This window comes from Pleomorphomonas sp. T1.2MG-36 (assembly GCF_950100655.1).
Classification (GTDB): Bacteria; Pseudomonadota; Alphaproteobacteria; order Rhizobiales; family Pleomorphomonadaceae; genus Pleomorphomonas.
The window spans coordinates 72,998-92,094 of sequence record NZ_CATNLY010000012.1 but is presented as its reverse complement, the minus strand read 5'-3'; the positions used below and the strand labels follow the sequence as shown (position 1 = coordinate 92,094).

The 19,097-nt window shown below is 64.2% G+C and carries 20 protein-coding genes; 14 read left to right on the top strand and 6 right to left on the bottom strand.

Annotated elements, in window-relative coordinates; all coding sequences use genetic code 11:
- The first annotated feature begins 202 nt into the window (after window positions 1-202).
- Window positions 203-877, top strand: a complete 675-nt coding sequence (locus QQZ18_RS07420) for a DUF502 domain-containing protein (protein ID WP_284539625.1) — start codon at window positions 203-205, stop codon at window positions 875-877.
- Here QQZ18_RS07420 and sseA read toward each other — a convergent pair.
- The 6 genes from sseA to QQZ18_RS07390 form a co-directional block, all read right to left on the bottom strand.
- The gene (sseA, locus tag QQZ18_RS07415) at window positions 874-1,704 is read right to left on the bottom strand and encodes a 3-mercaptopyruvate sulfurtransferase (protein WP_284539623.1); all 831 of its coding nucleotides are present in this window, start codon (window positions 1,702-1,704) and stop codon (window positions 874-876) included. The genes QQZ18_RS07420 and sseA overlap by 4 nt on opposite strands.
- Window positions 1,705-1,724: 20 nt before the next feature.
- Window positions 1,725-2,459, bottom strand: a complete 735-nt coding sequence (locus tag QQZ18_RS07410) for an alanyl-tRNA editing protein (protein ID WP_284539621.1) — start codon at window positions 2,457-2,459, stop codon at window positions 1,725-1,727.
- Between the two features lie 13 nt (window positions 2,460-2,472).
- Window positions 2,473-3,504 (bottom strand): cysteine synthase A, encoded by a 1,032-nt coding sequence (locus QQZ18_RS07405; protein WP_284539619.1) that lies wholly within the window; start codon window positions 3,502-3,504, stop codon window positions 2,473-2,475.
- A 161-nt stretch (window positions 3,505-3,665) separates the two neighbouring features.
- The gene (locus tag QQZ18_RS07400) at window positions 3,666-4,439 is read right to left on the bottom strand and encodes an arginyltransferase (RefSeq protein ID WP_284539617.1); all 774 of its coding nucleotides are present in this window, start codon (window positions 4,437-4,439) and stop codon (window positions 3,666-3,668) included.
- A gap of 225 nt (window positions 4,440-4,664) precedes the next feature.
- Window positions 4,665-5,138 (bottom strand): RDD family protein, encoded by a 474-nt coding sequence (locus QQZ18_RS07395; RefSeq protein WP_284539615.1) that lies wholly within the window; start codon window positions 5,136-5,138, stop codon window positions 4,665-4,667.
- A 79-nt stretch (window positions 5,139-5,217) separates the two neighbouring features.
- Entirely contained in the window at window positions 5,218-6,444 is a 1,227-nt protein-coding gene (locus QQZ18_RS07390) for a threonine ammonia-lyase (protein ID WP_284539613.1), read from the bottom strand.
- Between the two features lie 269 nt (window positions 6,445-6,713).
- Between QQZ18_RS07390 and QQZ18_RS07385 the strand changes: the two genes are divergently transcribed.
- From QQZ18_RS07385 to nuoL, 13 genes are all read left to right on the top strand, one after another.
- Window positions 6,714-7,079 (top strand): NADH-quinone oxidoreductase subunit A, encoded by a 366-nt coding sequence (locus QQZ18_RS07385; protein WP_284539611.1) that lies wholly within the window; start codon window positions 6,714-6,716, stop codon window positions 7,077-7,079.
- The gene (locus QQZ18_RS07380) at window positions 7,070-7,648 is read left to right on the top strand and encodes a NuoB/complex I 20 kDa subunit family protein (protein WP_134180411.1); all 579 of its coding nucleotides are present in this window, start codon (window positions 7,070-7,072) and stop codon (window positions 7,646-7,648) included. The genes QQZ18_RS07385 and QQZ18_RS07380 overlap by 10 nt, the downstream gene beginning before the upstream one ends.
- 23 nt (window positions 7,649-7,671) lie before the next feature.
- Entirely contained in the window at window positions 7,672-8,289 is a 618-nt protein-coding gene (locus tag QQZ18_RS07375) for an NADH-quinone oxidoreductase subunit C (RefSeq protein WP_284539608.1), read from the top strand.
- Window positions 8,290-8,301: 12 nt separating this feature from the next.
- Complete coding sequence (locus tag QQZ18_RS07370) at window positions 8,302-9,486, top strand: NADH-quinone oxidoreductase subunit D (protein WP_284539606.1); 1,185 nt, start codon at window positions 8,302-8,304, stop codon at window positions 9,484-9,486.
- On the top strand, window positions 9,486-10,547 hold the full coding sequence (gene nuoE, locus QQZ18_RS07365; RefSeq protein WP_284539604.1) for an NADH-quinone oxidoreductase subunit NuoE: 1,062 nt from the start codon (window positions 9,486-9,488) through the stop codon (window positions 10,545-10,547). The genes QQZ18_RS07370 and nuoE overlap by 1 nt, the downstream gene beginning before the upstream one ends.
- A gap of 31 nt (window positions 10,548-10,578) precedes the next feature.
- Window positions 10,579-11,868: an NADH-quinone oxidoreductase subunit NuoF gene (nuoF, locus tag QQZ18_RS07360; RefSeq protein WP_284539602.1), complete on the top strand. Its 1,290-nt coding sequence runs from the start codon at window positions 10,579-10,581 to the stop codon at window positions 11,866-11,868.
- Window positions 11,869-11,943: 75 nt separating this feature from the next.
- The gene (gene nuoG / locus QQZ18_RS07355) at window positions 11,944-14,040 is read left to right on the top strand and encodes an NADH-quinone oxidoreductase subunit NuoG (RefSeq protein ID WP_284539600.1); all 2,097 of its coding nucleotides are present in this window, start codon (window positions 11,944-11,946) and stop codon (window positions 14,038-14,040) included.
- Between the two features lie 10 nt (window positions 14,041-14,050).
- On the top strand, window positions 14,051-15,097 hold the full coding sequence (nuoH, locus tag QQZ18_RS07350) for an NADH-quinone oxidoreductase subunit NuoH (RefSeq protein WP_284539598.1): 1,047 nt from the start codon (window positions 14,051-14,053) through the stop codon (window positions 15,095-15,097).
- Between the two features lie 13 nt (window positions 15,098-15,110).
- Entirely contained in the window at window positions 15,111-15,353 is a 243-nt protein-coding gene (locus tag QQZ18_RS07345; RefSeq protein WP_284539597.1) for a hypothetical protein, read from the top strand.
- A gap of 73 nt (window positions 15,354-15,426) precedes the next feature.
- The gene (gene nuoI, locus QQZ18_RS07340) at window positions 15,427-15,915 is read left to right on the top strand and encodes an NADH-quinone oxidoreductase subunit NuoI (protein ID WP_134180428.1); all 489 of its coding nucleotides are present in this window, start codon (window positions 15,427-15,429) and stop codon (window positions 15,913-15,915) included.
- 114 nt (window positions 15,916-16,029) lie between these two features.
- Window positions 16,030-16,641, top strand: coding sequence for an NADH-quinone oxidoreductase subunit J (locus QQZ18_RS07335; RefSeq protein WP_284539593.1), 612 nt, complete (start codon window positions 16,030-16,032; stop codon window positions 16,639-16,641).
- A gap of 45 nt (window positions 16,642-16,686) precedes the next feature.
- Window positions 16,687-16,995 (top strand): NADH-quinone oxidoreductase subunit NuoK, encoded by a 309-nt coding sequence (gene nuoK, locus QQZ18_RS07330; protein ID WP_026783452.1) that lies wholly within the window; start codon window positions 16,687-16,689, stop codon window positions 16,993-16,995.
- Window positions 16,996-17,003: 8 nt separating this feature from the next.
- On the top strand, window positions 17,004-19,097 hold the full coding sequence (gene nuoL / locus QQZ18_RS07325; RefSeq protein WP_284539589.1) for an NADH-quinone oxidoreductase subunit L: 2,094 nt from the start codon (window positions 17,004-17,006) through the stop codon (window positions 19,095-19,097).

The window sequence follows — 19,097 nt, the reverse complement described above, 5'->3', positions numbered from 1 at the left end:
CTTTCATAAAGGATGAGGAAGCCGATTCACTCAAGGGCAATGAGTCGCTGCCGGCCCCGGTTGTCGTGCTTACCCACGAGTGTTTCACGATTGCGTCATTCAGGGCCTGGCAAGGCTAGCCCGGCGACAGCGAAAACTTCACTTGTTCCCCATGGATGGGCAATATGGTGTGACAGGACGATGAATCGGAAGGACAGGGGGCGTGACGAAACTTAGGAACTATTTCCTGACCGGATTGCTGGTGGCCGGGCCGGCCGGCATCACCATCTACATCACCTGGTCGATGGTGTCGTGGATCGACAGCTGGGTGAAGCCCTATTTGCCGCTCGCCTACAACCCTGACACCTATCTGCCATTTCGCGTTCCGGGCTATGGCCTGGTGGTCGCCCTCATCGTCATCACGCTCATCGGTTTTCTGACGGCCAATATCGTCGGCGCCTCGATCTTCTCCTATTCGGAGGAGCTCGTGGATCGCATGCCGCTGGTGCGCAACCTCTACAAGGGGTTGAAGCAGATCTTCTCCTCGGTGCTCGCCGACAAGGGTAACGCCTTCAAGCAGGCGGCACTGGTCCGCTTTCCGCATCCCGGTATCTGGACCATAGGCTTCGTGGCCGGCACGACGCGCGGCGAGGTCGCCGACCGGCTGGAGGGCGGCGACGACATGCTTACGGTCTACGTGCCGACGACGCCCAACCCGACCGGCGGATACCTCGTGTTCATCCCGCGCGAGGATGTGGTCATTCTCGACATGACGGTCGAGGATGCCGCCAAGTTCGTCATTTCCTTCGGTCTCGTCACGGCACAGTCGGCCGATGCGGCCGAAAGCCTCATCCACACCCTGTCGAGGGGCGGTCCCCGTCAGTCGGTCACCACCTAGGCATCGGAGCGGCCACCCCACTCGGTCCAGGAGCCATCATAGATTGCGACCTCTCGCGCCCCGAGCACGTCGAGGGCGAGCGCGATGACTGCTGCCGACACGCCCGAGCCGCAGCTGGCGATGACCGGCTTGTTTGGGTCGATGCCGCGCGCCGCGAACAAGGCCCGGAGATCGTTGGCTGACTTCAACCGACCACCTTCGATCGCCTCGCCGAACGGCAGATTGATGGCGCCGGGCATGTGACCGGACCGGAGGCCGGCGCGCGGTTCGGGGTCGCGTCCATGAAAGCGGCCGGCCGAACGGGCGTCGACAATCTGGACGTTGCCGCCGAGCGCGGCCTTCACCTCGTCGAAGCTTCGAACCGCTGCCGGGTCGAAGTGCGGTTTGAAGGTTGCCGGCGCCCTGGGCGTTTCGCCGGCTTCGAGTGGAAGCTCGGCGGCGACCCAGGCGGGGAGGCCGCCATCGAGCAACACGACGTCCCGTGCGCCCATGATCCGGAAGCTCCACCAGACACGCGCCGCCGAGAACAGGCCGACGCTGTCGTAGACGACGATGGTCTGGGTGTCTCCGATACCGAGCGCGCCGACGGCGGCGGCAAAGGCATCGGGCGTCGGCAGCATGTGGGGCAGGGGCGACGTGGTATCGGTTACGGCGTCGAGGTCGAAGAACACCGCTCCCGGAATGTGGCTCGCGAGATACTCGGACCGGCCGCTGCGGCCGGCCGCCGGCATATGCCAGGAGCCGTCGACGACGACCACGTCGGGGTCGTCTATGTGGCGCAGGAGCCAGTCGGGGGTGACGAAATGACGATCGGGATGCACGGGCATCAAGGCCTCCGGAAGTTGGCTTAAGCGGCGTCTGCTGGTGGGCCGAAGTGCAGGCGAACGCGGCGGTTGATGCGGCCCTTGCTCTCGATCTTTGCGATGTGCATCTCGCCGATCTCGCCCGTCGATTTGACGTGCGTTCCCCCGCAAGGCTGCAGGTCGATGTCGGTCCCGATGCGGACGAGACGCACTCGGCCCGCGCCCGTTGGCGGCTTCACCTTCATCGTTTTGACGAGGGCCGGATTGGCCGCCAATTCGTCGTCGGTGATCCATTCGGTGATGACGGCGTGATCGGCCTGGATCAGAGCGTTGAGGGCGTTGGTGGCGGAGACCTTTTCCACCGTCTCGCCTTCCGGAAGATCGAAATCGAGTCGACCTTCCTCGGTGCCGACCTGTCCTCCGGTCACGGGATAGGGCAGCACCACCGAAAGAAGGTGCATCGCCGTATGCATCCGCATCAGGGCGTGGCGGCGTGCCCAATCGACGTGCTGAATGATTGTCTGGCCGAGCTGGGGCAGCTCCTGTCCCTCGTCCGGAATGAGAACAATCGAAGACCTGTCAGGACTATAGACAGCATTCTTGATGCTGGTTCTGAAGCCGGTTCCCCATTCGATCGACCCGCGATCGCCGGGTTGGCCGCCGCCTTGCGGGTAGAATATCGAACGGTCGACGTAGAGACCTCCATCCGTGCCGACGGCGGTCACCGTGGCCTCGGCGAGTTCCAGATAGGGGTTTTCGAGGTACAGGGCCTCGGTCATTGCTTATCCTCCGTCACGCCGCCTCGAACGGCGGCCTGAACTTCCTGGGAGCATCGAGCCACTTGGGTACCGTCAGGTTTTTGCTCCGCAGGAATGCCGGGTTGTAGAGCTTCGACGCGTAACGTGCGCCACCGTCGCAAAGCACGGTGACGATGGTGTGTCCCGGGCCGAGCTCGCGCGCCAGAGCCATGGTGCCGGCAACGTTGATGCCCGAGGAGCCGCCAAGGAAGAGGCCCTCATGCTCCACGAGATCGAACAACACGCCAAGCGCGGTTTCGTCCCCGATGCGGTAGGAGAAATCGACGGGGGCACCCTCGAGGTTGGCGGTGATGCGGCCCTGACCGATGCCTTCCGTGATCGATGATCCCTCGGCTTTCAGCACGCCGGCCGTATACCACGAATGCAGCGCCGCTCCGTGCGGGTCGGCCAGGCCGATCTTCACGCCGGGCCGCAGCTCCTTGAGGCCGATGCCGACCCCCGCCAGGGTGCCGCCCGAGCCGACGGCGCAGATGAATCCGTCGATCTTGCCGTCGGTTTGCTGGAAGATCTCACGCGCCGTGGTTTCGATGTGGGCCTGCCTGTTGGCGACATTGTCGAACTGGTTGGCCCAGATCGCGCCATGCGGCTCGGTCTTCGCAAGCTGGTCGGCGAGGCGGCCGGAAAGCTTCACGTAGTTGTTTGGATTGCGATAGGGAACGGCCGGCACTTCCACCAACTCGGCGCCGACCATGCGAAGGTAATCCTTCTTCTCCTGCGACTGCGTATCCGGAATGACGATCACCGTCTTGAGGCCGAGGGCGCTGCCGACCAAGGCCAGGCCGATGCCGGTGTTGCCGGCGGTTCCCTCGACGACGGTGCCGCCCGGTTGCAGGCGGCCGGTCTTCAGGGCGTCGCGAACGATATAGAGGGCGGCCCGGTCTTTGACCGATTGGCCGGGATTCATGAACTCCGCCTTGCCGAGAATCTCGCAGCCCGTCATCTCGGAAGCACGGCGAAGACGGATCAGCGGCGTGTTGCCGATGGTGTCGAGAATGCTGCCGGTCACTGGGGCGTCTCCATGGGGACTGTCGGTCGAACACCGGCCGAAGAATTGCGCGCACTCACCCGAAACGCACGCTCTCCGGCGAACGTAGGAGGCGAAAACACATGCCGGGCGAGCGCCGCCCCAAACCGGCGGTCTTCGCTTCGGGCAACGGGTGGAACCCTTTACGCGAACTCCGCCTCCACCGGCTCGTCGGGCAGAATCGCCCAACCGCTGGAGGTCAGATACTCAAGAGGTTTGTAGCGACGCTTATAGTCCATCTTGCGCGAGCCTTGCACCCAGTAACCCAGGTAGAGATAGGGCAGGCCCCGCCGCCGCGCTCGTTCAATGTGATCGAGAATCATGAATGTGCCGAGCCCATCGCTTTGCATGTCCGGCTCGTAGAATGAATAGACCATGGACAGGCCGTCGATCAGGACGTCGGTCAGCGCGGCGCCGATCAGCGGCCCGTCGCCCATGCCGCTCAGGAAGGTGTTGATGCCGCGCCGACGGTACTCGATCATCATGGTCGATACGTGCGTCTCTTCCACCATGGCGGCATAGTCGCCCACCGTCATGTCCACCATGCCGCCGTCGGCATGGCGCTCATCGAGATAGGAACGGAAAAGCGAGTATTGCTCGCCGGTCGCCGCCGGCGGCAGTTCGGCGCCGACCAGGCGGCTGTTGCGCGTGTAGTTGCGCCGCTGGCTCTTGTCGGGGCGAAAGTCGTCGACGCGCACGCGCACCGACACGCAGGAGCGGCACTCCTCGCAGGCCGGCCGATAGGCGATATTCTGGCTGCGGCGGAACCCGCCATGGCTCAGGATGGAGTTCATCGCCGCCGCACGCTCGCCCACCATATGGGTAAACACCTTCCGTTCCGTCTTGCCCGGCAGATAGGGACAGGCGGACGGCGCAGTCAGAAAGAATTGAGGCGCGTCGGTCGGGTGTTGCGTCATCGGTTCTTGCGTCGGTCTGCTTCGGCGATCTTGGCATCTTTCGCCGGCTGTGGCGAGATACCAAGATCAACGGAAGTGGTTGCCCTGGCATGCTCGCCGCCGCAAAGCGGCTACCGGCGCCAAGCGCCGCCGCGCGCAACCAGTCTTTCGGGACGACACCTCGAAAGACGGGAAGCGGAGCGGAAGCCTAGGGGCCGGAGGCCCGCCGGCGCTTGAGACCGATCATCAATAGCGATTGACGAAGACGACGCCGAGCACGATGTCGTGCAGCAGGCGCTTGCTTTCGGTGAACAGCGACACCAGCAGCACGAGCGGGGTCAGGACCGATACCGAGAAGTAGAACAGCACGGCGTGGATGGCGGCAATGCCGGGATTGAGACGGCTGCCGTCCATGAAGCGGGCTTCGATGCCCTGGGTCCGCATGCCTACCGTCGCGGAGTTGGGTCCGCCGAGCGAGAAGGCGCAGTAGACCAGCGCCACCGCCGGCCAGAGGATCGGGTAGAGCAGCCAGCCGAGGCCGAGTGTCACGATGCCGAGGAAGAACACCACCACGCCGACCGCGAACGTAAGCACGGCGATGATGACCGCATCGATCAGGAAGGCGATGACACGGCGCGTGCGGATACCGCTGACGGCGCCGGGGCCGGGCCGGCCTTCGTCGATGATGTAGTCGGCGGCGTCATAGGTCCGGTTGGACATGGAAGTCTCCTGGGCAACAATGAGCCGCATATGGGAATGCGGCCCGCGACTTCAATCCGCCGCCAACGCGAATGGCCGTCTATTCCGCCGATTTTCGTTCCACGCCATAGCCCTTGGCCCTGAGGGCGGCGATGATCTCCTCGGCATGATGGCCGTCGCGCGCTTCGAGCGTGATGTCGAGCGACGCGCCCTTGGCGGGGATCTCAAGCACCGTCCGGCGGTGCGATACCTCCAGGATGTTGCCGCCGGCATCGCCGATCAAGGTGGTGATGGCGCCAAGCGTGCCGGGGCGGTCCGGTATGGCGAGGCGGATGGCGACGATCTTCTCCTCGCGAGCCAGCTCCCGCATCATGATCGAGGCGAGAATGCGCGGATCGATGTTGCCGCCCGACAGCACCAACCCGACCTTCCTGCCGCGAAATAGGTCCGGCTCGGCGAACATTGCCGCGAGGCCCGCTGCGCCGGCACCCTCGGCCATGGTCTTTTGCAGCGTGAGATAGGCGTTGACCGCCCGTTCGAGATGGCTCTCGTCGACGAGCACGATGGTATCGACGAGGTCGCGCACGATCGGCAGCGTCTTGCTCCCGGCCACCTTGACGGCGATGCCCTCGGCCAGCGTCGCCCCGCCGGCCATGGCGTCGATACCCTTCAGCGCCGCCCACATGGACGGATACATGCGCGTTTCGACGCCAATCATGCGAATATCGGGTTTGAACGCTTTGGCCGCGGTTGCCATGCCGGCGATGAGGCCGCCGCCCCCGACCGGGACGGCAATCACATCGAGGTCCGGCCTCTCCTCAAGCATTTCGAGCGCCAGCGTGCCCTGGCCGGCGATCACGTGAGCGTCGTCGTAGGGGTGGATGAAGACGAGATTCTCGTTCGCGCCAACGCGTTCGGCGGCCACCGCGGCCTCGGCGACAGTCTCGCCTTCGAGCAAGACGCGGGCGCCATAGCCCGCCGTCGCCGACACCTTCACGTGCGGCGTGGTCACCGGCATGACGATGGTCGCCTCGATGCCGAGCCGAACCGCATGATAGGCGACCGCCTGGGCGTGGTTGCCGGCCGACATGGCAATCACCCCGCGCCGCCGCTCGTCGGTCGAGAGTGCCAGGAGCCGGTTCAGCGCTCCCCTTTCCTTGAATGCCGAGGTCACCTGAAGGTTCTCGTACTTGACGAACACCTCCGCTCCGGTCAGCCGACCGAGGCGAGGCGCCGGCAGGAAAGGGGTATGCATCACCTGACCTGAAATGGCATCCCGGGCGGCGCGGATGCCGTCGATCGTGATCGGCTTATCGATGTCGACCATTTGTTTTCAAACGCTTTTTCCCCTCGATGCGCGTGGCGATGAGGAGTGGTGGAATGTCGGGATAAAAACAAGCGTCTTTTAGTCAAGTTTCACGGATTGTCTCCGGGGTACCCCTGAGCGTAATAAACCTTAGAAACGGACCTTCGACGCCCTTGCGAAGTGAAGGTCTATCCGCTAACCGTGCGACAAGCAATTCGGCGACCCCACGCGACTCCTCACCAAATTGTTGCGATGCGCAAATGGGTTGCGTCCGAACCAATGAGGTCACAATGGACGAACTCCTTCGGGACTACCTGCCGGTGATCATTTTTCTCGGTGTGGCGTTGGCCATCGGTCTGGCGCTTCTGGTCTCGCCATTCCTGCTGGCTTTCAAGAATCCCGATCCGGAAAAGCTGTCGGCCTACGAGTGCGGCTTCAACGCCTTCGATGACGCCCGCATGAAGTTCGACGTTCGTTTCTACCTGGTGTCGATCCTCTTCGTCATTTTCGATCTGGAAGTTGCCTTCCTGTTCCCCTGGGCTGTTGCCTTCAAGGACGTCGGGCTGTTCGGCTTCTGGTCGATGATGGCCTTCCTCGGGGTGCTGACCATCGGCTTTGCCTATGAGTGGAAGAAGGGGGCGCTGGAATGGGACTGAGCCCGAGAGAAACGCTGGTGTCGCCCGCCCCCAAGGGCATCATCGATCCCCGTACCGGCAAGCCGATCGGCGCCGATGACGGTTTCTTCACTGGCATCAACGACGAACTGGCCGACAAGGGCTGGCTCGTCACCTCCACCGAAGAGCTGATCCACTGGGCGCGCACCGGCTCGCTGATGTGGATGACCTTCGGTCTTGCCTGTTGCGCCGTCGAGATGATGCAGGTGTCGATGCCGCGCTACGACGTCGAGCGCTTCGGCTTCGCGCCGCGCGGTTCGCCGCGCCAGTCGGACGTGATGATCGTTGCCGGGACGCTGACCAACAAGATGGCTCCGGCGCTCCGCAAGGTCTACGATCAGATGCCGGAGCCGCGCTACGTCATTTCCATGGGCTCCTGCGCCAATGGCGGCGGCTATTACCACTATTCCTATTCGGTAGTGCGCGGCTGCGACCGCGTCGTGCCGGTCGACATCTACGTGCCTGGCTGTCCGCCGACCGCCGAGGCTCTGCTCTACGGTGTGCTGCTGCTTCAGAAGAAGATCCGGCGCACCGGAACCATCGAGCGCTGAGCGACAACGAGGCTGGGTGAAACATGAGCGAAGCCCCGAACGATCTGATCGGCGAACTGGCGCTGGCCGTTGGCAACGCCCTTGGGACCGATGCGCTGTCGGTCAACGTCGCCTATGGCGAGGTAACGGCCGTTGTGCAGCGCGAGCGCATTGTCGAGGTCGTGACACGGCTGCGTGACGCGCCGGATCTCGGCTTCGTCAATATCGTCGACATCTGCGGCGTCGATTATCCGGAGCGTACCGATCGCTTCGACGTGGTCTACCACCTGCTGTCGCCGACCCGGAACGCTCGCCTTCGACTGAAGGTGACCACCGACGAAGTGACGCCGGTGCCCTCGATCACGTCGGTGTTTCCGGGCGCCCTGTGGTTCGAGCGCGAGGCATACGACCTCCTCGGCATCTTGTTTTCCGATCATCCGGAATTGCGGCGCCTTCTGACCGACTACGGTTTCGACGGGCATCCGCTCCGCAAGGACTTCCCGATGACCGGCTATGTCGAGGTCCGCTACGACGATGCCCAGAAGCGCGTCGTCTACGAGCCGGTCCGGCTCAACCAGGAATTCCGCAATTTCGACTTCCTGTCACCCTGGGAAGGCACGACCTACGTGCTGCCGGGCGACGAGAAGGTCAGGACGAACTGAGGCGCGCGATCGATGGCTGAAGCCCAGGTCAGAAATTTCAATATCAACTTCGGCCCGCAGCATCCGGCGGCCCACGGCGTGTTGCGTCTGGTGCTGGAGCTGGACGGCGAGGTGGTCGAGCGCGTCGACCCGCATATCGGTCTCCTTCATCGCGGTACCGAGAAGCTGATCGAGGCTCGCACCTACTTGCAGGGCCTGCCGTACTTCGATCGGCTCGACTACGTCGCCCCGATGAATCAGGAGCACGCCTATTGTCTGGCAGTGGAGCGGCTCGCCGGCATTCTCGTGCCGCGCCGGGCCCAGATCATTCGCGTTCTCTACTGCGAAATCGGCCGCATCCTGTCGCACCTTCTCAACGTCACGACCCAGGCGATGGACGTCGGCGCCCTGACGCCGCCGCTCTGGGGCTTCGAGGAACGCGAGAAGCTGATGATCTTCTACGAGCGTGCATCAGGTTCGCGCATGCACGCCGCCTATTTCCGTCCGGGTGGCGTCCATCAGGACCTGCCGGAAGAGCTCGTGTCCGATATCGAAGCGTGGTGTGATCCCTTCCTGGGGACGGTCGACGATCTCGACGCGCTCCTGTCGGAGAACCGCATCTTCAAGCAGCGCAACGTCGACATTGGCGTCGTCAGCCTTGAGGATGCCTGGAAGTGGGGCTTCTCGGGCGTGATGGTGCGCGGCTCGGGCGCCGCCTGGGATCTCCGCAAGTCGCAGCCCTACGAGATTTACGGCGAGCTCGACTTCGATATCCCCATCGGCAAGAACGGCGACTGCTACGACCGCTACCACATCCGCATGGAAGAGATGCGGCAGTCGGTGCGCATCATGAAGCAGTGCATCGCCCTCCTGAAGGTGGAGAAGGGCCCTGTCCTGACCCCTCAGGGCAAGTTCGCGCCGCCGCGCCGGGGCGAAATGAAGCGTTCGATGGAAGCGCTGATCCACCACTTCAAGCTCTACACCGAGGGCTTCCGGGTGCCGGAGGGCGAGGTTTACACCGCCGTCGAGGCGCCGAAGGGCGAGTTCGGCGTCTATCTGGTGTCGGACGGCACCAACAAGCCCTATCGCGTCAAGATCCGCGCCCCCGGGTTTGCCCATCTTCAGGCCATGGATTTTCTCTGTCGCGGCCATCTCCTGGCCGACGTGTCGGCCGTGCTCGGCTCGATCGACATCGTGTTTGGTGAGGTGGATCGCTGATGTCCGTCCGTCGTCTTCATCCCGAACAGCCTGAGAGCTTCGCCTTCACCGACGAGAATGCCGCCTATCTCCAGAAGGTGATTGCCCGCTATCCCGAGGGGCGTCAGGCTTCGGCGGTGATCCCGGCGCTGATGGTCGCGCAGAGCCAGGAGGGCTGGATCAGCCGACCCGCCATCGAGACGGTCGCCAAGCTGCTCGACATGCCGGACATCCGCGTTCTGGAGGTCGCCACCTTCTACACGCAGTTCCAGCTGTCGCCGGTCGGCCGCAAGGCCCATGTCCAGGTCTGCGGCACCACGCCGTGCCGCCTTCGCGGCGCGGACGATATCATTGCGATCTGCAAGAACCGGCTTGCCGCCCATCCGTTCGAGCTTTCGGCCGACGGCGATTTTTCCTGGGAAGAGGTCGAGTGCGCGGGTGCCTGCGTCAATGCGCCGATGGTCACCGTCGGACAGGACACCTACGAGGACCTGACCCCCGAGACGTTCAACGCCTTGATCGACGGCCTTGCAACCGGCAATCCGCCGGCGCCCGGGCCGCAGAACGGCCGCTTCTATTCCGCGCCCGAGGGTGGGGACACGGCGCTGACGGACCCGGCGCTCTACGACGGCTCGGTCATCGGCAAGTACCGCGCCTTCGATCGCGAGGAACTGGCGCCGCCTCCGGCCGCTCCGGCGCCTTCGGTTCCGGCTCCGGCCGTCACTGCCAAGCCGGCAGCCGAGAAGCCCATCCCCAAGGTGGTTGAGGCGCAGGGGCAGGCCGACGGCGAGAAGGTGCCGGACCAGCACAAGCCGGAACTGTTCGAGGTGGCGCGCGAGGGCAAGGCCGACGATCTCAAGTTGATCTACGGCGTCGGGCCCAAGCTCGAGGAGATGCTGCATAAACTCGGCGTCTATCATTACGACCAGATCGCCGGCTGGAATGAAATGAACCTCAGATGGATCGACCAGCACCTCGGTAGCTTCCGCGGCCGGGCTTTCCGCGACAAGTGGATCGAGCAATCGTCAAAGCTGGCAGGTGGCTGGCGTCCGTCCAACAAGGACGGCGACAAGCCCGTCTGAGATCGAACCGAAGACCCTGGGAACCTCAGTCATGCTGCAGGACAAGGACCGCATCTTCACCAATATCTACGGGCGCCACGATTGGGGCCTGCAGGGCGCGTTGAAGCGCGGCCAGTGGGATGGCACCAAGGATATCCTGGCCAAGGGGCGGGATTTCATCATCAAGGAGATCCAGGCGTCCGGCCTGCGCGGGCGCGGCGGCGCCGGTTTTCCGACCGGCCTCAAGTGGTCGTTCATGCCCAAGCAGTCGGACGGCCGACCGCATTATCTAGTGGTCAACGCCGACGAGTCCGAACCCGGCACCTGCAAGGACCGGGAGATCCTGCGGCATGATCCGCACACCCTCGTCGAGGGATGCCTTCTCGCCGGCTTCGCCATGGGTGCGCATGCCGCCTACATCTATGTGCGCGGCGAGTTCATTCGCGAACGCGAGCGGCTGCAGGCCGCCGTCGATCAGGCCTATGATGCTGGACTGCTCGGCAAGAACGCCTGCGGTTCGGGCTGGGACATGGACGTCTTCGTCCACCACGGCGCTGGCGCCTACATCTGCGGCGAAGAGACCGCGCTGCTCGAAAGCCTCGAAGGCAAGAAGGGCCAGCCGCGCATGAAGCCGCCGTTCCCGGCCAACGTCGGCCTCTACGGTTGCCCGACGACGGTGAACAACGTCGAGTCCATCGCGGTGACGCCGACCATCATGCGGCGTGGCGCCGCCTGGTTCTCGAGCTTCGGTCGCGACAACAACAAGGGCACCAAGCTGTTCATGATCTCCGGCCACGTCAACACGCCGTGCGTGGTGGAGGAGGAACTTGGCATTCCCTTCAAGGATCTTATCGAGAAGCATGCCGGTGGCGTGCGCGGCGGCTGGGACAATCTCCTTGCGGTGATCCCCGGCGGTGCATCGTGCCCGGTGGTTCGCGCCGACCAGATCATGGACGCGCAAATGGACTTCGACGGCATGCGCGCCATCGGATCCAGCTTCGGTACCGGCGGCCTGATCGTCATGGACAAGTCCACCGACGTGATCGCGGCGATCTCGCGTATCTCCTACTTCTTCCGCCACGAGAGCTGCGGCCAGTGCACGCCCTGCCGCGAGGGCACGGGCTGGATGTGGCGCGTGATGGAGCGCATGCGTCAGGGCAACGCGGCGCGTGAAGAAATCGACATGCTGTTCCAGGTCAGCAAGCAGATCGAAGGGCATACCATCTGCGCCCTCGGCGATGCCGCCGCCTGGCCGGTGCAGGCGCTGATCCGGAACTTCCGGCCGGTGATCGAGGCGCGGATCGACGACTACGTGTCCCAGCACGGCATGGCAGCCGAGTGAGCGGACGGGTTTGATCGAGTTTGAAGGGCGGCCGCCGGCTATGGGCGGCGCGGCTCCAGCGAGGGTTGGGTCGACATGGCAAAACTGATCGTCGACGGGATCGAGATCGATGTGGCTCCGGAGCTGACGCTGCTGCAGGCATGCGAGGCGGCGGGCGCCGAGATCCCGCGCTTCTGTTACCACGAGCGCCTGTCGGTCGCCGGAAACTGCCGCATGTGCCTCGTCGAGGTGAAGGGCGGCCCGCCGAAGCCGACCGCCTCCTGCGGCATGAACGTTCGCGACCTCCGGCCCGGCCCCAATGGCGAGCCGCCGGTGGTGCTGACCAACTCGCCCATGGTCAAGAAGGCCCGCGAGGGCGTGATGGAGTTCCTGCTGATCAACCATCCGCTCGATTGCCCGATCTGCGATCAGGGCGGCGAGTGCGATCTGCAGGATCAGGCGATGGCCTATGGCGTCTCCGGTTCCCGTTTTATCGAGAACAAGCGCGCTGTCGAGGACAAGTACCTCGGGCCGCTCATCAAGACGTCGATGAACCGCTGCATCCATTGCACACGCTGCGTGCGTTTCACCACGGAAGTGGCCGGCATCGCCGAGATGGGCCTCATTTCCCGCGGTGAGGATGCCGAGATCACCAGTTATCTCGAGAAGGCGCTGTCGTCGGAGCTGCAAGGCAACGTCATCGATCTCTGCCCGGTCGGAGCTCTCACCTCCAAGCCCTACGCCTTCCATGCCCGTCCCTGGGAGTTGTCCAAGACGGAGTCCGTCGATGTGATGGACGCCGTCGGTTCGGCCATCCGCGTAGATGTGCGCGGCCGCGAGGTGATGCGCGTGCTGCCCCGCCTCAACGAGGCGGTGAACGAGGAATGGATTTCCGACAAGACGCGCTTCATCTGGGACGGTCTCAGGACCCAGCGGCTCGATCGGCCTTACGTGAAGGCGGATGGCCGGTTCCGGGCGACCTCGTGGGGCGATGCCTTCGCGACGATCGCCACCCGCGTTACCTCGACGGCGCCCGAGCGCATAGGCGCGATCGTCGGCGATCTGGCGTCCGTCGAAGAAATGTTCGCGCTGCGTGAGCTGATGGCCGCGCTCGGCGTCGTGTCGGTCGATGGCCGCCAGGATGGCACGGCCCTGCATCCGAAGTTCGGCCGGGCCAGCTATGTATTCAACGCCACCATCGCCGGCATTGAGGAAGCTGACGCCATCCTGATGATCGGCGCCGATCCGCGGCACGAGGCGTCGGTGCTGAATGCCCGCATCCGCAAGCGTTGGCGGGCGAGTGGCGGCAAGCTGCCGGTCTATACCATCGGCGCGCCCGTCGATCTCACCTATCCGCATGTCCACCTGGGCGACGACCCGGCCGCGCTGCAGCATCTCGAAACTGGTGCGTTCGACGTGCTGAAGGCGGCGGCGAAGCCTCTCGTCATCGTCGGGCAGGGCGCGCTGGTCCGCCACGACGGTCTGGCGCTGCTGTCGCTCGCCGCCAAGCTGGCGACCGACGTTGGCGCCATTGCCGAGGGCTGGAACGGCTTCTCGGTGCTGCATACCGCCGCCTCGCGCGTCGGCGCGCTCGATCTTGGCCTTGTGCCGGGCGAGGGCGGTCGCGACGTTGCCGGCATGATCGGTGCGTCCGCCAAGGGCGAACTCGACGTGCTGTTCCTGCTCGGCGCCGACGAGTTCGGTGCGCAGCATCTCGGTCCGAATACCTTCGTCGTCTACATCGGCAGCCATGGCGATACCGGTGCCCATCGCGCCGACGTCATTCTGCCCGGCGCCACCTATGCCGAGAAGTCGGGCACCTACGTCAATACCGAGGGGCGCATCCAGGTCGGCAATCGCGCCGCCTTCCCGCCGGGCGAGGCCCGCGAGGATTGGGCGGTGCTGAGAGCCCTGTCCGAGGCCCTTGGTCGCCGACTGCCGTTCGACAGTCTGGCGCAGCTCCGGGCAAAGCTTTATGCCGCTCATCCGGAGTTCGCCGCGATCGATACCATCCCGGCGGCCGATCCTGAGGCCATCGCCTCGCTCGCCTCGCTTGGCGGCATCGTTCGGCCGGAGCCCTTCGTTCCGGTGATTGCCGACTTCTACCTCACCAACCCGATCGCTCGCGCCTCCAAGGTGATGGCCGAGTGTTCGGCGCTCGCCCGCTCCGGGCAGTCCATCGCAGCGGAATGAGAGACGCCCCATGAGCTTCTGGTCCGATATCGTCTGGCCCGTCGTGGTGATCGCCGCTCAGAGCGTGCTGCTTCTGGTGCTGTTGCTCGTCATCGTCGCCTTCATCCTGTTGGCCGATCGCAAGATCTGGGCGGCGGTGCAGATCCGTCGCGGCCCCAACGTGGTCGGACCGTTCGGCCTGTTCCAGTCGTTCGCCGATCTTCTGAAGTTCGTCCTGAAGGAGCCGGTCATCCCCTCGGGCTCGGCCAAGGGGCTGTTCCTGCTGGCGCCGCTGGTAACCACGACGCTGGCGCTGCTGGCCTGGGTGGTGGTGCCGGTTGCCGACGGCTGGGTGATTGCCGACATCAACGTCGGCATCCTGTTCATCCTCGCCATCTCCTCGCTCAGCGTCTATGGCGCCATCATGGGCGGCTGGGCGTCGAACTCGAAGTATCCCTTCCTGTCGGCGTTGCGCTGCGCCGCTCAGATGGTGTCCTACGAGGTGTCGATCGGCCTCGTCATCATCACGGTGCTGCTCTGCGCCGGCTCGCTCAACATCTCGGCCATCGTCCGATCGCAGGAAACCGGCCTTGCCGACATGATCGGTCTGCCCTGGCTCTCCTTCCTGAACTGGTACTGGCTGCCGCTGCTGCCGATGTTCGTGGTCTTCTTCGTGTCGGCCTTGGCGGAAACCAACCGTCCGCCTTTCGACCTCGCCGAAGCCGAGTCCGAACTGGTGGCGGGCTACATGGTCGAATACGGCTCGACGCCGTACATGATGTTCATGCTCGGCGAGTACGTCGCCATCTGCACCATGTGTGCCATGATGGCGCTGCTGTTCATGGGCGGATGGATGCCGCCGATCGATGTCGCGCCGTTCACCTGGGTGCCGGGCATCGTCTGGTTCCTGGGCAAGTCGGTCCTGATGTTCTTCTTCATCGCCATGGCCAAGGCGATGGTTCCCCGCTACCGCTACGACCAGCTGATGCGCCTTGGTTGGAAGGTGTTCCTGCCGTTGTCGCTCGTCTACGTCGTGCTGGTGGCCGGCGTGCTGCAGCTGACCGGCTGGGCGGCGTGACGGGGAGGGTATGATGGACCTGTCGCTCGCGGGCGTGGTGGGAGCGGCGGTTGGGATCGGTGTCGGTCTCGTCGACTACGGCTTGATCGCATCGGTCGTGAGGCGGGCGCTGGAGCGCCGGCCGGGATTGATCGAACCGCGACGGGCGGACCTTCTGATGAAGGTTCTGTTCGTCGTCAACGCCATCGTCTTTGCCGCCCTCGGCTGGTGGCTGGGCGTGTCGGTGGCGGGAACGGGTCTTCCGGCGCCGGGTTGATGGCGACGGAACGTGGTTTCGGCCGGCATTGTCTTGCGGCGATGTCGGGCCGGGAATGAGGGAAGCGGGTACGATGAAACTCAGCCAGGTGGCAAAGTCCTTCCTCCTCAAGGAGTTCGTGTCGGGGTTCTTCCTCGCCATGCGTTACTTCTTCAAGGCGAAGCCGACCATCAACTACCCCTTCGAGAAAGGGGCCGTGAGCCCGCGCTTCCGCGGCGAGCACGCGTTGCGCCGGTATCCTTCCGGCGAGGAGCGCTGCATCGCCTGCAAGCTGTGCGAGGCGATCTGCCCGGCTCAGGCCATCACCATCGAGGCCGGCCCGCGCGGCAACGACGGCACCCGTCGCACCACGCGCTACGACATCGACATGGTGAAGTGCATCTACTGCGGCTTCTGCCAGGAAGCCTGTCCGGTGGATGCCATCGTGGAAGGGCCGAACTTCGAGTTCGCCACCGAGACGCGCGAGGAGCTCTATTTCTCCAAGGAGAGGCTGCTCGCGAACGGCGATCGCTGGGAGCGCGAGATCGCCCGCAACATCGCGGCCGACGCTCCTTATCGGTGATCGGGGCCGGGCGTATCGCGCCAAACGTGTGCAGCGCTTGTCGAAGAAAGCGCTGTCGAACGGGAAGACTGACGGGATTGGACGCGCCGACGGGCGCATCGGGGACGAAGCGAGATGATACAGGCCTTGTTCTTCTATCTGTTTGCGGCGGTCACCATCGCTTCGGCGGTCATGGTGATTTCTTCCCGCAATCCCGTGCATTCGGTGCTGTTCCTGATCCTTGCCTTCGTCAATGCGGCCGGCCTGTTCATGCTGGCCGGCGCCGAGTTCCTCGCCCTGCTGCTGATCGTCGTCTATGTCGGCGCCGTGGCGGTGCTGTTCCTGTTCGTGGTGATGATGCTGGACGTCGACTTCGTCGAGCTTCGACAGGGCTTCATGCAGTACCTGCCGATCGGCATTCTGGTCGGCCTGATCTTCCTGGCAGAACTTCTGATGGTGGCGGGCGCCTGGGTGTTCGCTCCGGAAGCCACAGCCACGGCTACGGCACCGATCCCCGACCCGGCGCAGGTTTCCAACACGCTGGCGCTCGGGCAACTGCTCTACACCCGTTATGTCTACTTCTTCCAGGTCGCCGGTTTCGTGCTGCTCGTTGCCATGATCGGCGCCATCACGCTGACGCTGCGCCACCGCGCTTCCGTCCGGCGCCAGAACATCTCCGTCCAGGTGGCGCGTACCCGTGCGACGGCCATCGAAGTCAAGCATGTCGAGCCGGGGAGGGGACTGTGACCTATCAACTGCATCGCCCCACGCCGGATAAGGAAGGTTGACCCCATGACGCTCGGTCTTGCGCACTATCTGTCGGTCGCGGCGATCCTGTTCACGCTCGGGGTGCTCGGCATCTTCCTCAACCGGAAGAACGTCATCGTCATTCTGATGAGCGTCGAATTGATCCTACTCGCGGTCAACCTCAACCTCGTCGCCTTCTCGCACTTCCTCGGCGATCTCGTCGGACAGGTCTTTGCCCTGTTCGTGCTGACGGTCGCCGCCGCCGAGGCCGCCATCGGCCTTGCCATCCTGGTCGCATTCTTCCGCAACCGCGGCTCCATCGCGGTCGAAGACATCAACGTGATGAAGGGCTGACGCAAGAGATGTATTCCCTCATCGTCTTCCTTCCGCTCATCGGCTTCCTGATTGCCGGCGCCATCGCGCTCTGGGGTGCGGCGGCTACCGTGCCGGCGCCCGAGGGCGGCCACGATGCCCATGGCCACGGCGATCATCATGCGGCTCACGCCGAGCATGACGACCACGCCCACGGCGGTCATGACGACCATCATCACGCGGTCGAGCCCGCTGCGCCCGGCTCGCGCGTTGCCGAACTTGTGACCACCGGCCTGCTGTTCGTATCGGCGATCCTATCCTGGGTGGCCTTCATCTCGGTCGGCTTCGGCGAGCATGAGACGCAGTCGATCAAGGTGCTGACCTGGATTACCTCCGGCGCCATGCAGATCGACTGGGCGTTCCGCATCGACACGCTGACCGTCGTCATGCTGGTGGTGGTCAACACCGTCTCGTCGCTGGTTCACCTCTACTCGATCGGCTACATGGCCGAGGATCCGGACCGGCCGCGCTTCTTCGCTTACCTCAGCCTGTTCACCTTCGCCATGCTGATGCTGGTGACCGCCGACAACCTCGTCCAGATGTTCTTCGGCTGGGAGGGCGTCGGTCTCGCCTCCTACCTTCTGATCGGTTTCTGGTACAAGAAGCCGTCGGCATCGGCGGCGGCCATCAAGGCCTTCGTCGTCAACCGCGTCGGCGACTTCGGCTTCATGCTGGGCATCTTCGGCATCTTCATGATGTTCGGCACCATCAGCCTGACCGACATCTTCTCCAATGTCGCCACCGTCGAAGGCAAGACGCTCCACTTCCTCTGGGGTGAGTGGGACGCCATCACTGTGATCTGCCTCTTGCTGTTCATGGGTGCCATGGGCAAGAGCGCGCAGTTCCTGCTGCACACCTGGCTTCCGGACGCCATGGAGGGTCCGACGCCGGTGTCCGCGCTGATCCATGCGGCCACAATGGTGACCGCCGGCGTGTTCATGGTGGCGCGGCTGTCGCCGCTGTTCGATCTCAGCCCGACGGCGCTGACCGTCGTCACGCTGGTCGGCGCCGTTACCGCCTTCTTTGCGGCGACCGTCGGCCTCGTTCAGAACGACATCAAGCGCGTCATCGCCTATTCGACCTGTTCGCAGCTCGGCTACATGTTCGTGGCGCTCGGTGTCGGCGCTTACGGCGCCGGCGTGTTCCACCTGTTCACGCATGCCTTTTTCAAGGCGCTGCTGTTCCTTGGCGCCGGTTCGGTGATCATGGCCAGCCACCACGAGCAGGACATGCGCTCCATGGGCGGCCTCAGGAACAAGATCCCGCTCACCTTCTGGGCGATGACGCTCGGCACGCTCGCCATCACCGGTGTCGGCATCCCCGGCACGGAGATCGGCTTTGCCGGCTTCCTGTCCAAGGACGCCATCATCGAGAGCGCCTTCGCCGGCCATAACCCGGTGTCGGGTTTCGCCGCGGTGCTCCTGGTGATCGCCGCCGGCTTCACCAGCTTCTACTCCTGGCGTCTGGTGTTCCTGACCTTCTTCGGCGCCAGCCGCGCGCCCAAGGACGTTTACGACCACGCCCATGAAAGCCCGCTGGTGGTGCTGATCCCGCTCGGCGTGCTGTCGCTTGGCGCGGTGCTCGCCGGCATGGTCTTCTACGGCCATTACGTTGGCGAGGAGCAGGCCGAGTTCTGGAAGGGCGCGCTCTTCTACGGCCCTGAGAACCACATCCTGCATGCCATGCACGAGGTTTCCTTCCTGGTGAAGGTCTCGCCCTTCCTGGCCATGTTGGTCGGTCTTGCCGTCGCCTACTGGTTCTACATTCTGAACCCGGCGCTGCCCAAGAAGCTCGCCGCCGCGCTGCCGGGGCTCTACAAGTTCCTTCTCAACAAGTGGTACTTCGACGAGCTCTACGACTTCATCTTCGTGCGGCCGGCGTTTGCCATCGGCCGCCTGTTCTGGAAGACGGGTGACGGCGCCATCATCGATGGCCTCGGACCCAACGGAGTTGCCGCTCGCGTGCAGGACGTCACCGCCCGCGTCGTGCGCCTGCAGACCGGTTATGTCTACCATTATGCCTTTGCCATGGTGATCGGCGTTGCCGCCCTGATCACCTGGGCCATGTTCGCCGGGGGACAATGA

Coding starts and splice junctions, on each gene's coding strand:
- QQZ18_RS07385 (WP_284539611.1), top strand. CDS start 6,714: ATGGACGAACTCCTTCGGGACTACCTGCCGGTGATCATTTTTCTCGGT.
- sseA (WP_284539623.1), bottom strand. CDS start 1,704: ATGCCCGTGCATCCCGATCGTCATTTCGTCACCCCCGACTGGCTCCTG.
- nuoH (WP_284539598.1), top strand. CDS start 14,051: ATGAGCTTCTGGTCCGATATCGTCTGGCCCGTCGTGGTGATCGCCGCT.
- nuoG (WP_284539600.1), top strand. CDS start 11,944: ATGGCAAAACTGATCGTCGACGGGATCGAGATCGATGTGGCTCCGGAG.
- QQZ18_RS07400 (WP_284539617.1), bottom strand. CDS start 4,439: ATGACGCAACACCCGACCGACGCGCCTCAATTCTTTCTGACTGCGCCG.
- QQZ18_RS07380 (WP_134180411.1), top strand. CDS start 7,070: ATGGGACTGAGCCCGAGAGAAACGCTGGTGTCGCCCGCCCCCAAGGGC.
- nuoL (WP_284539589.1), top strand. CDS start 17,004: ATGTATTCCCTCATCGTCTTCCTTCCGCTCATCGGCTTCCTGATTGCC.
- QQZ18_RS07370 (WP_284539606.1), top strand. CDS start 8,302: ATGGCTGAAGCCCAGGTCAGAAATTTCAATATCAACTTCGGCCCGCAG.
- nuoF (WP_284539602.1), top strand. CDS start 10,579: ATGCTGCAGGACAAGGACCGCATCTTCACCAATATCTACGGGCGCCAC.
- nuoI (WP_134180428.1), top strand. CDS start 15,427: ATGAAACTCAGCCAGGTGGCAAAGTCCTTCCTCCTCAAGGAGTTCGTG.
- QQZ18_RS07390 (WP_284539613.1), bottom strand. CDS start 6,444: ATGGTCGACATCGATAAGCCGATCACGATCGACGGCATCCGCGCCGCC.
- QQZ18_RS07395 (WP_284539615.1), bottom strand. CDS start 5,138: ATGTCCAACCGGACCTATGACGCCGCCGACTACATCATCGACGAAGGC.
- nuoE (WP_284539604.1), top strand. CDS start 9,486: ATGTCCGTCCGTCGTCTTCATCCCGAACAGCCTGAGAGCTTCGCCTTC.
- nuoK (WP_026783452.1), top strand. CDS start 16,687: ATGACGCTCGGTCTTGCGCACTATCTGTCGGTCGCGGCGATCCTGTTC.
- QQZ18_RS07335 (WP_284539593.1), top strand. CDS start 16,030: ATGATACAGGCCTTGTTCTTCTATCTGTTTGCGGCGGTCACCATCGCT.
- QQZ18_RS07410 (WP_284539621.1), bottom strand. CDS start 2,459: ATGACCGAGGCCCTGTACCTCGAAAACCCCTATCTGGAACTCGCCGAG.
- QQZ18_RS07345 (WP_284539597.1), top strand. CDS start 15,111: ATGGACCTGTCGCTCGCGGGCGTGGTGGGAGCGGCGGTTGGGATCGGT.
- QQZ18_RS07375 (WP_284539608.1), top strand. CDS start 7,672: ATGAGCGAAGCCCCGAACGATCTGATCGGCGAACTGGCGCTGGCCGTT.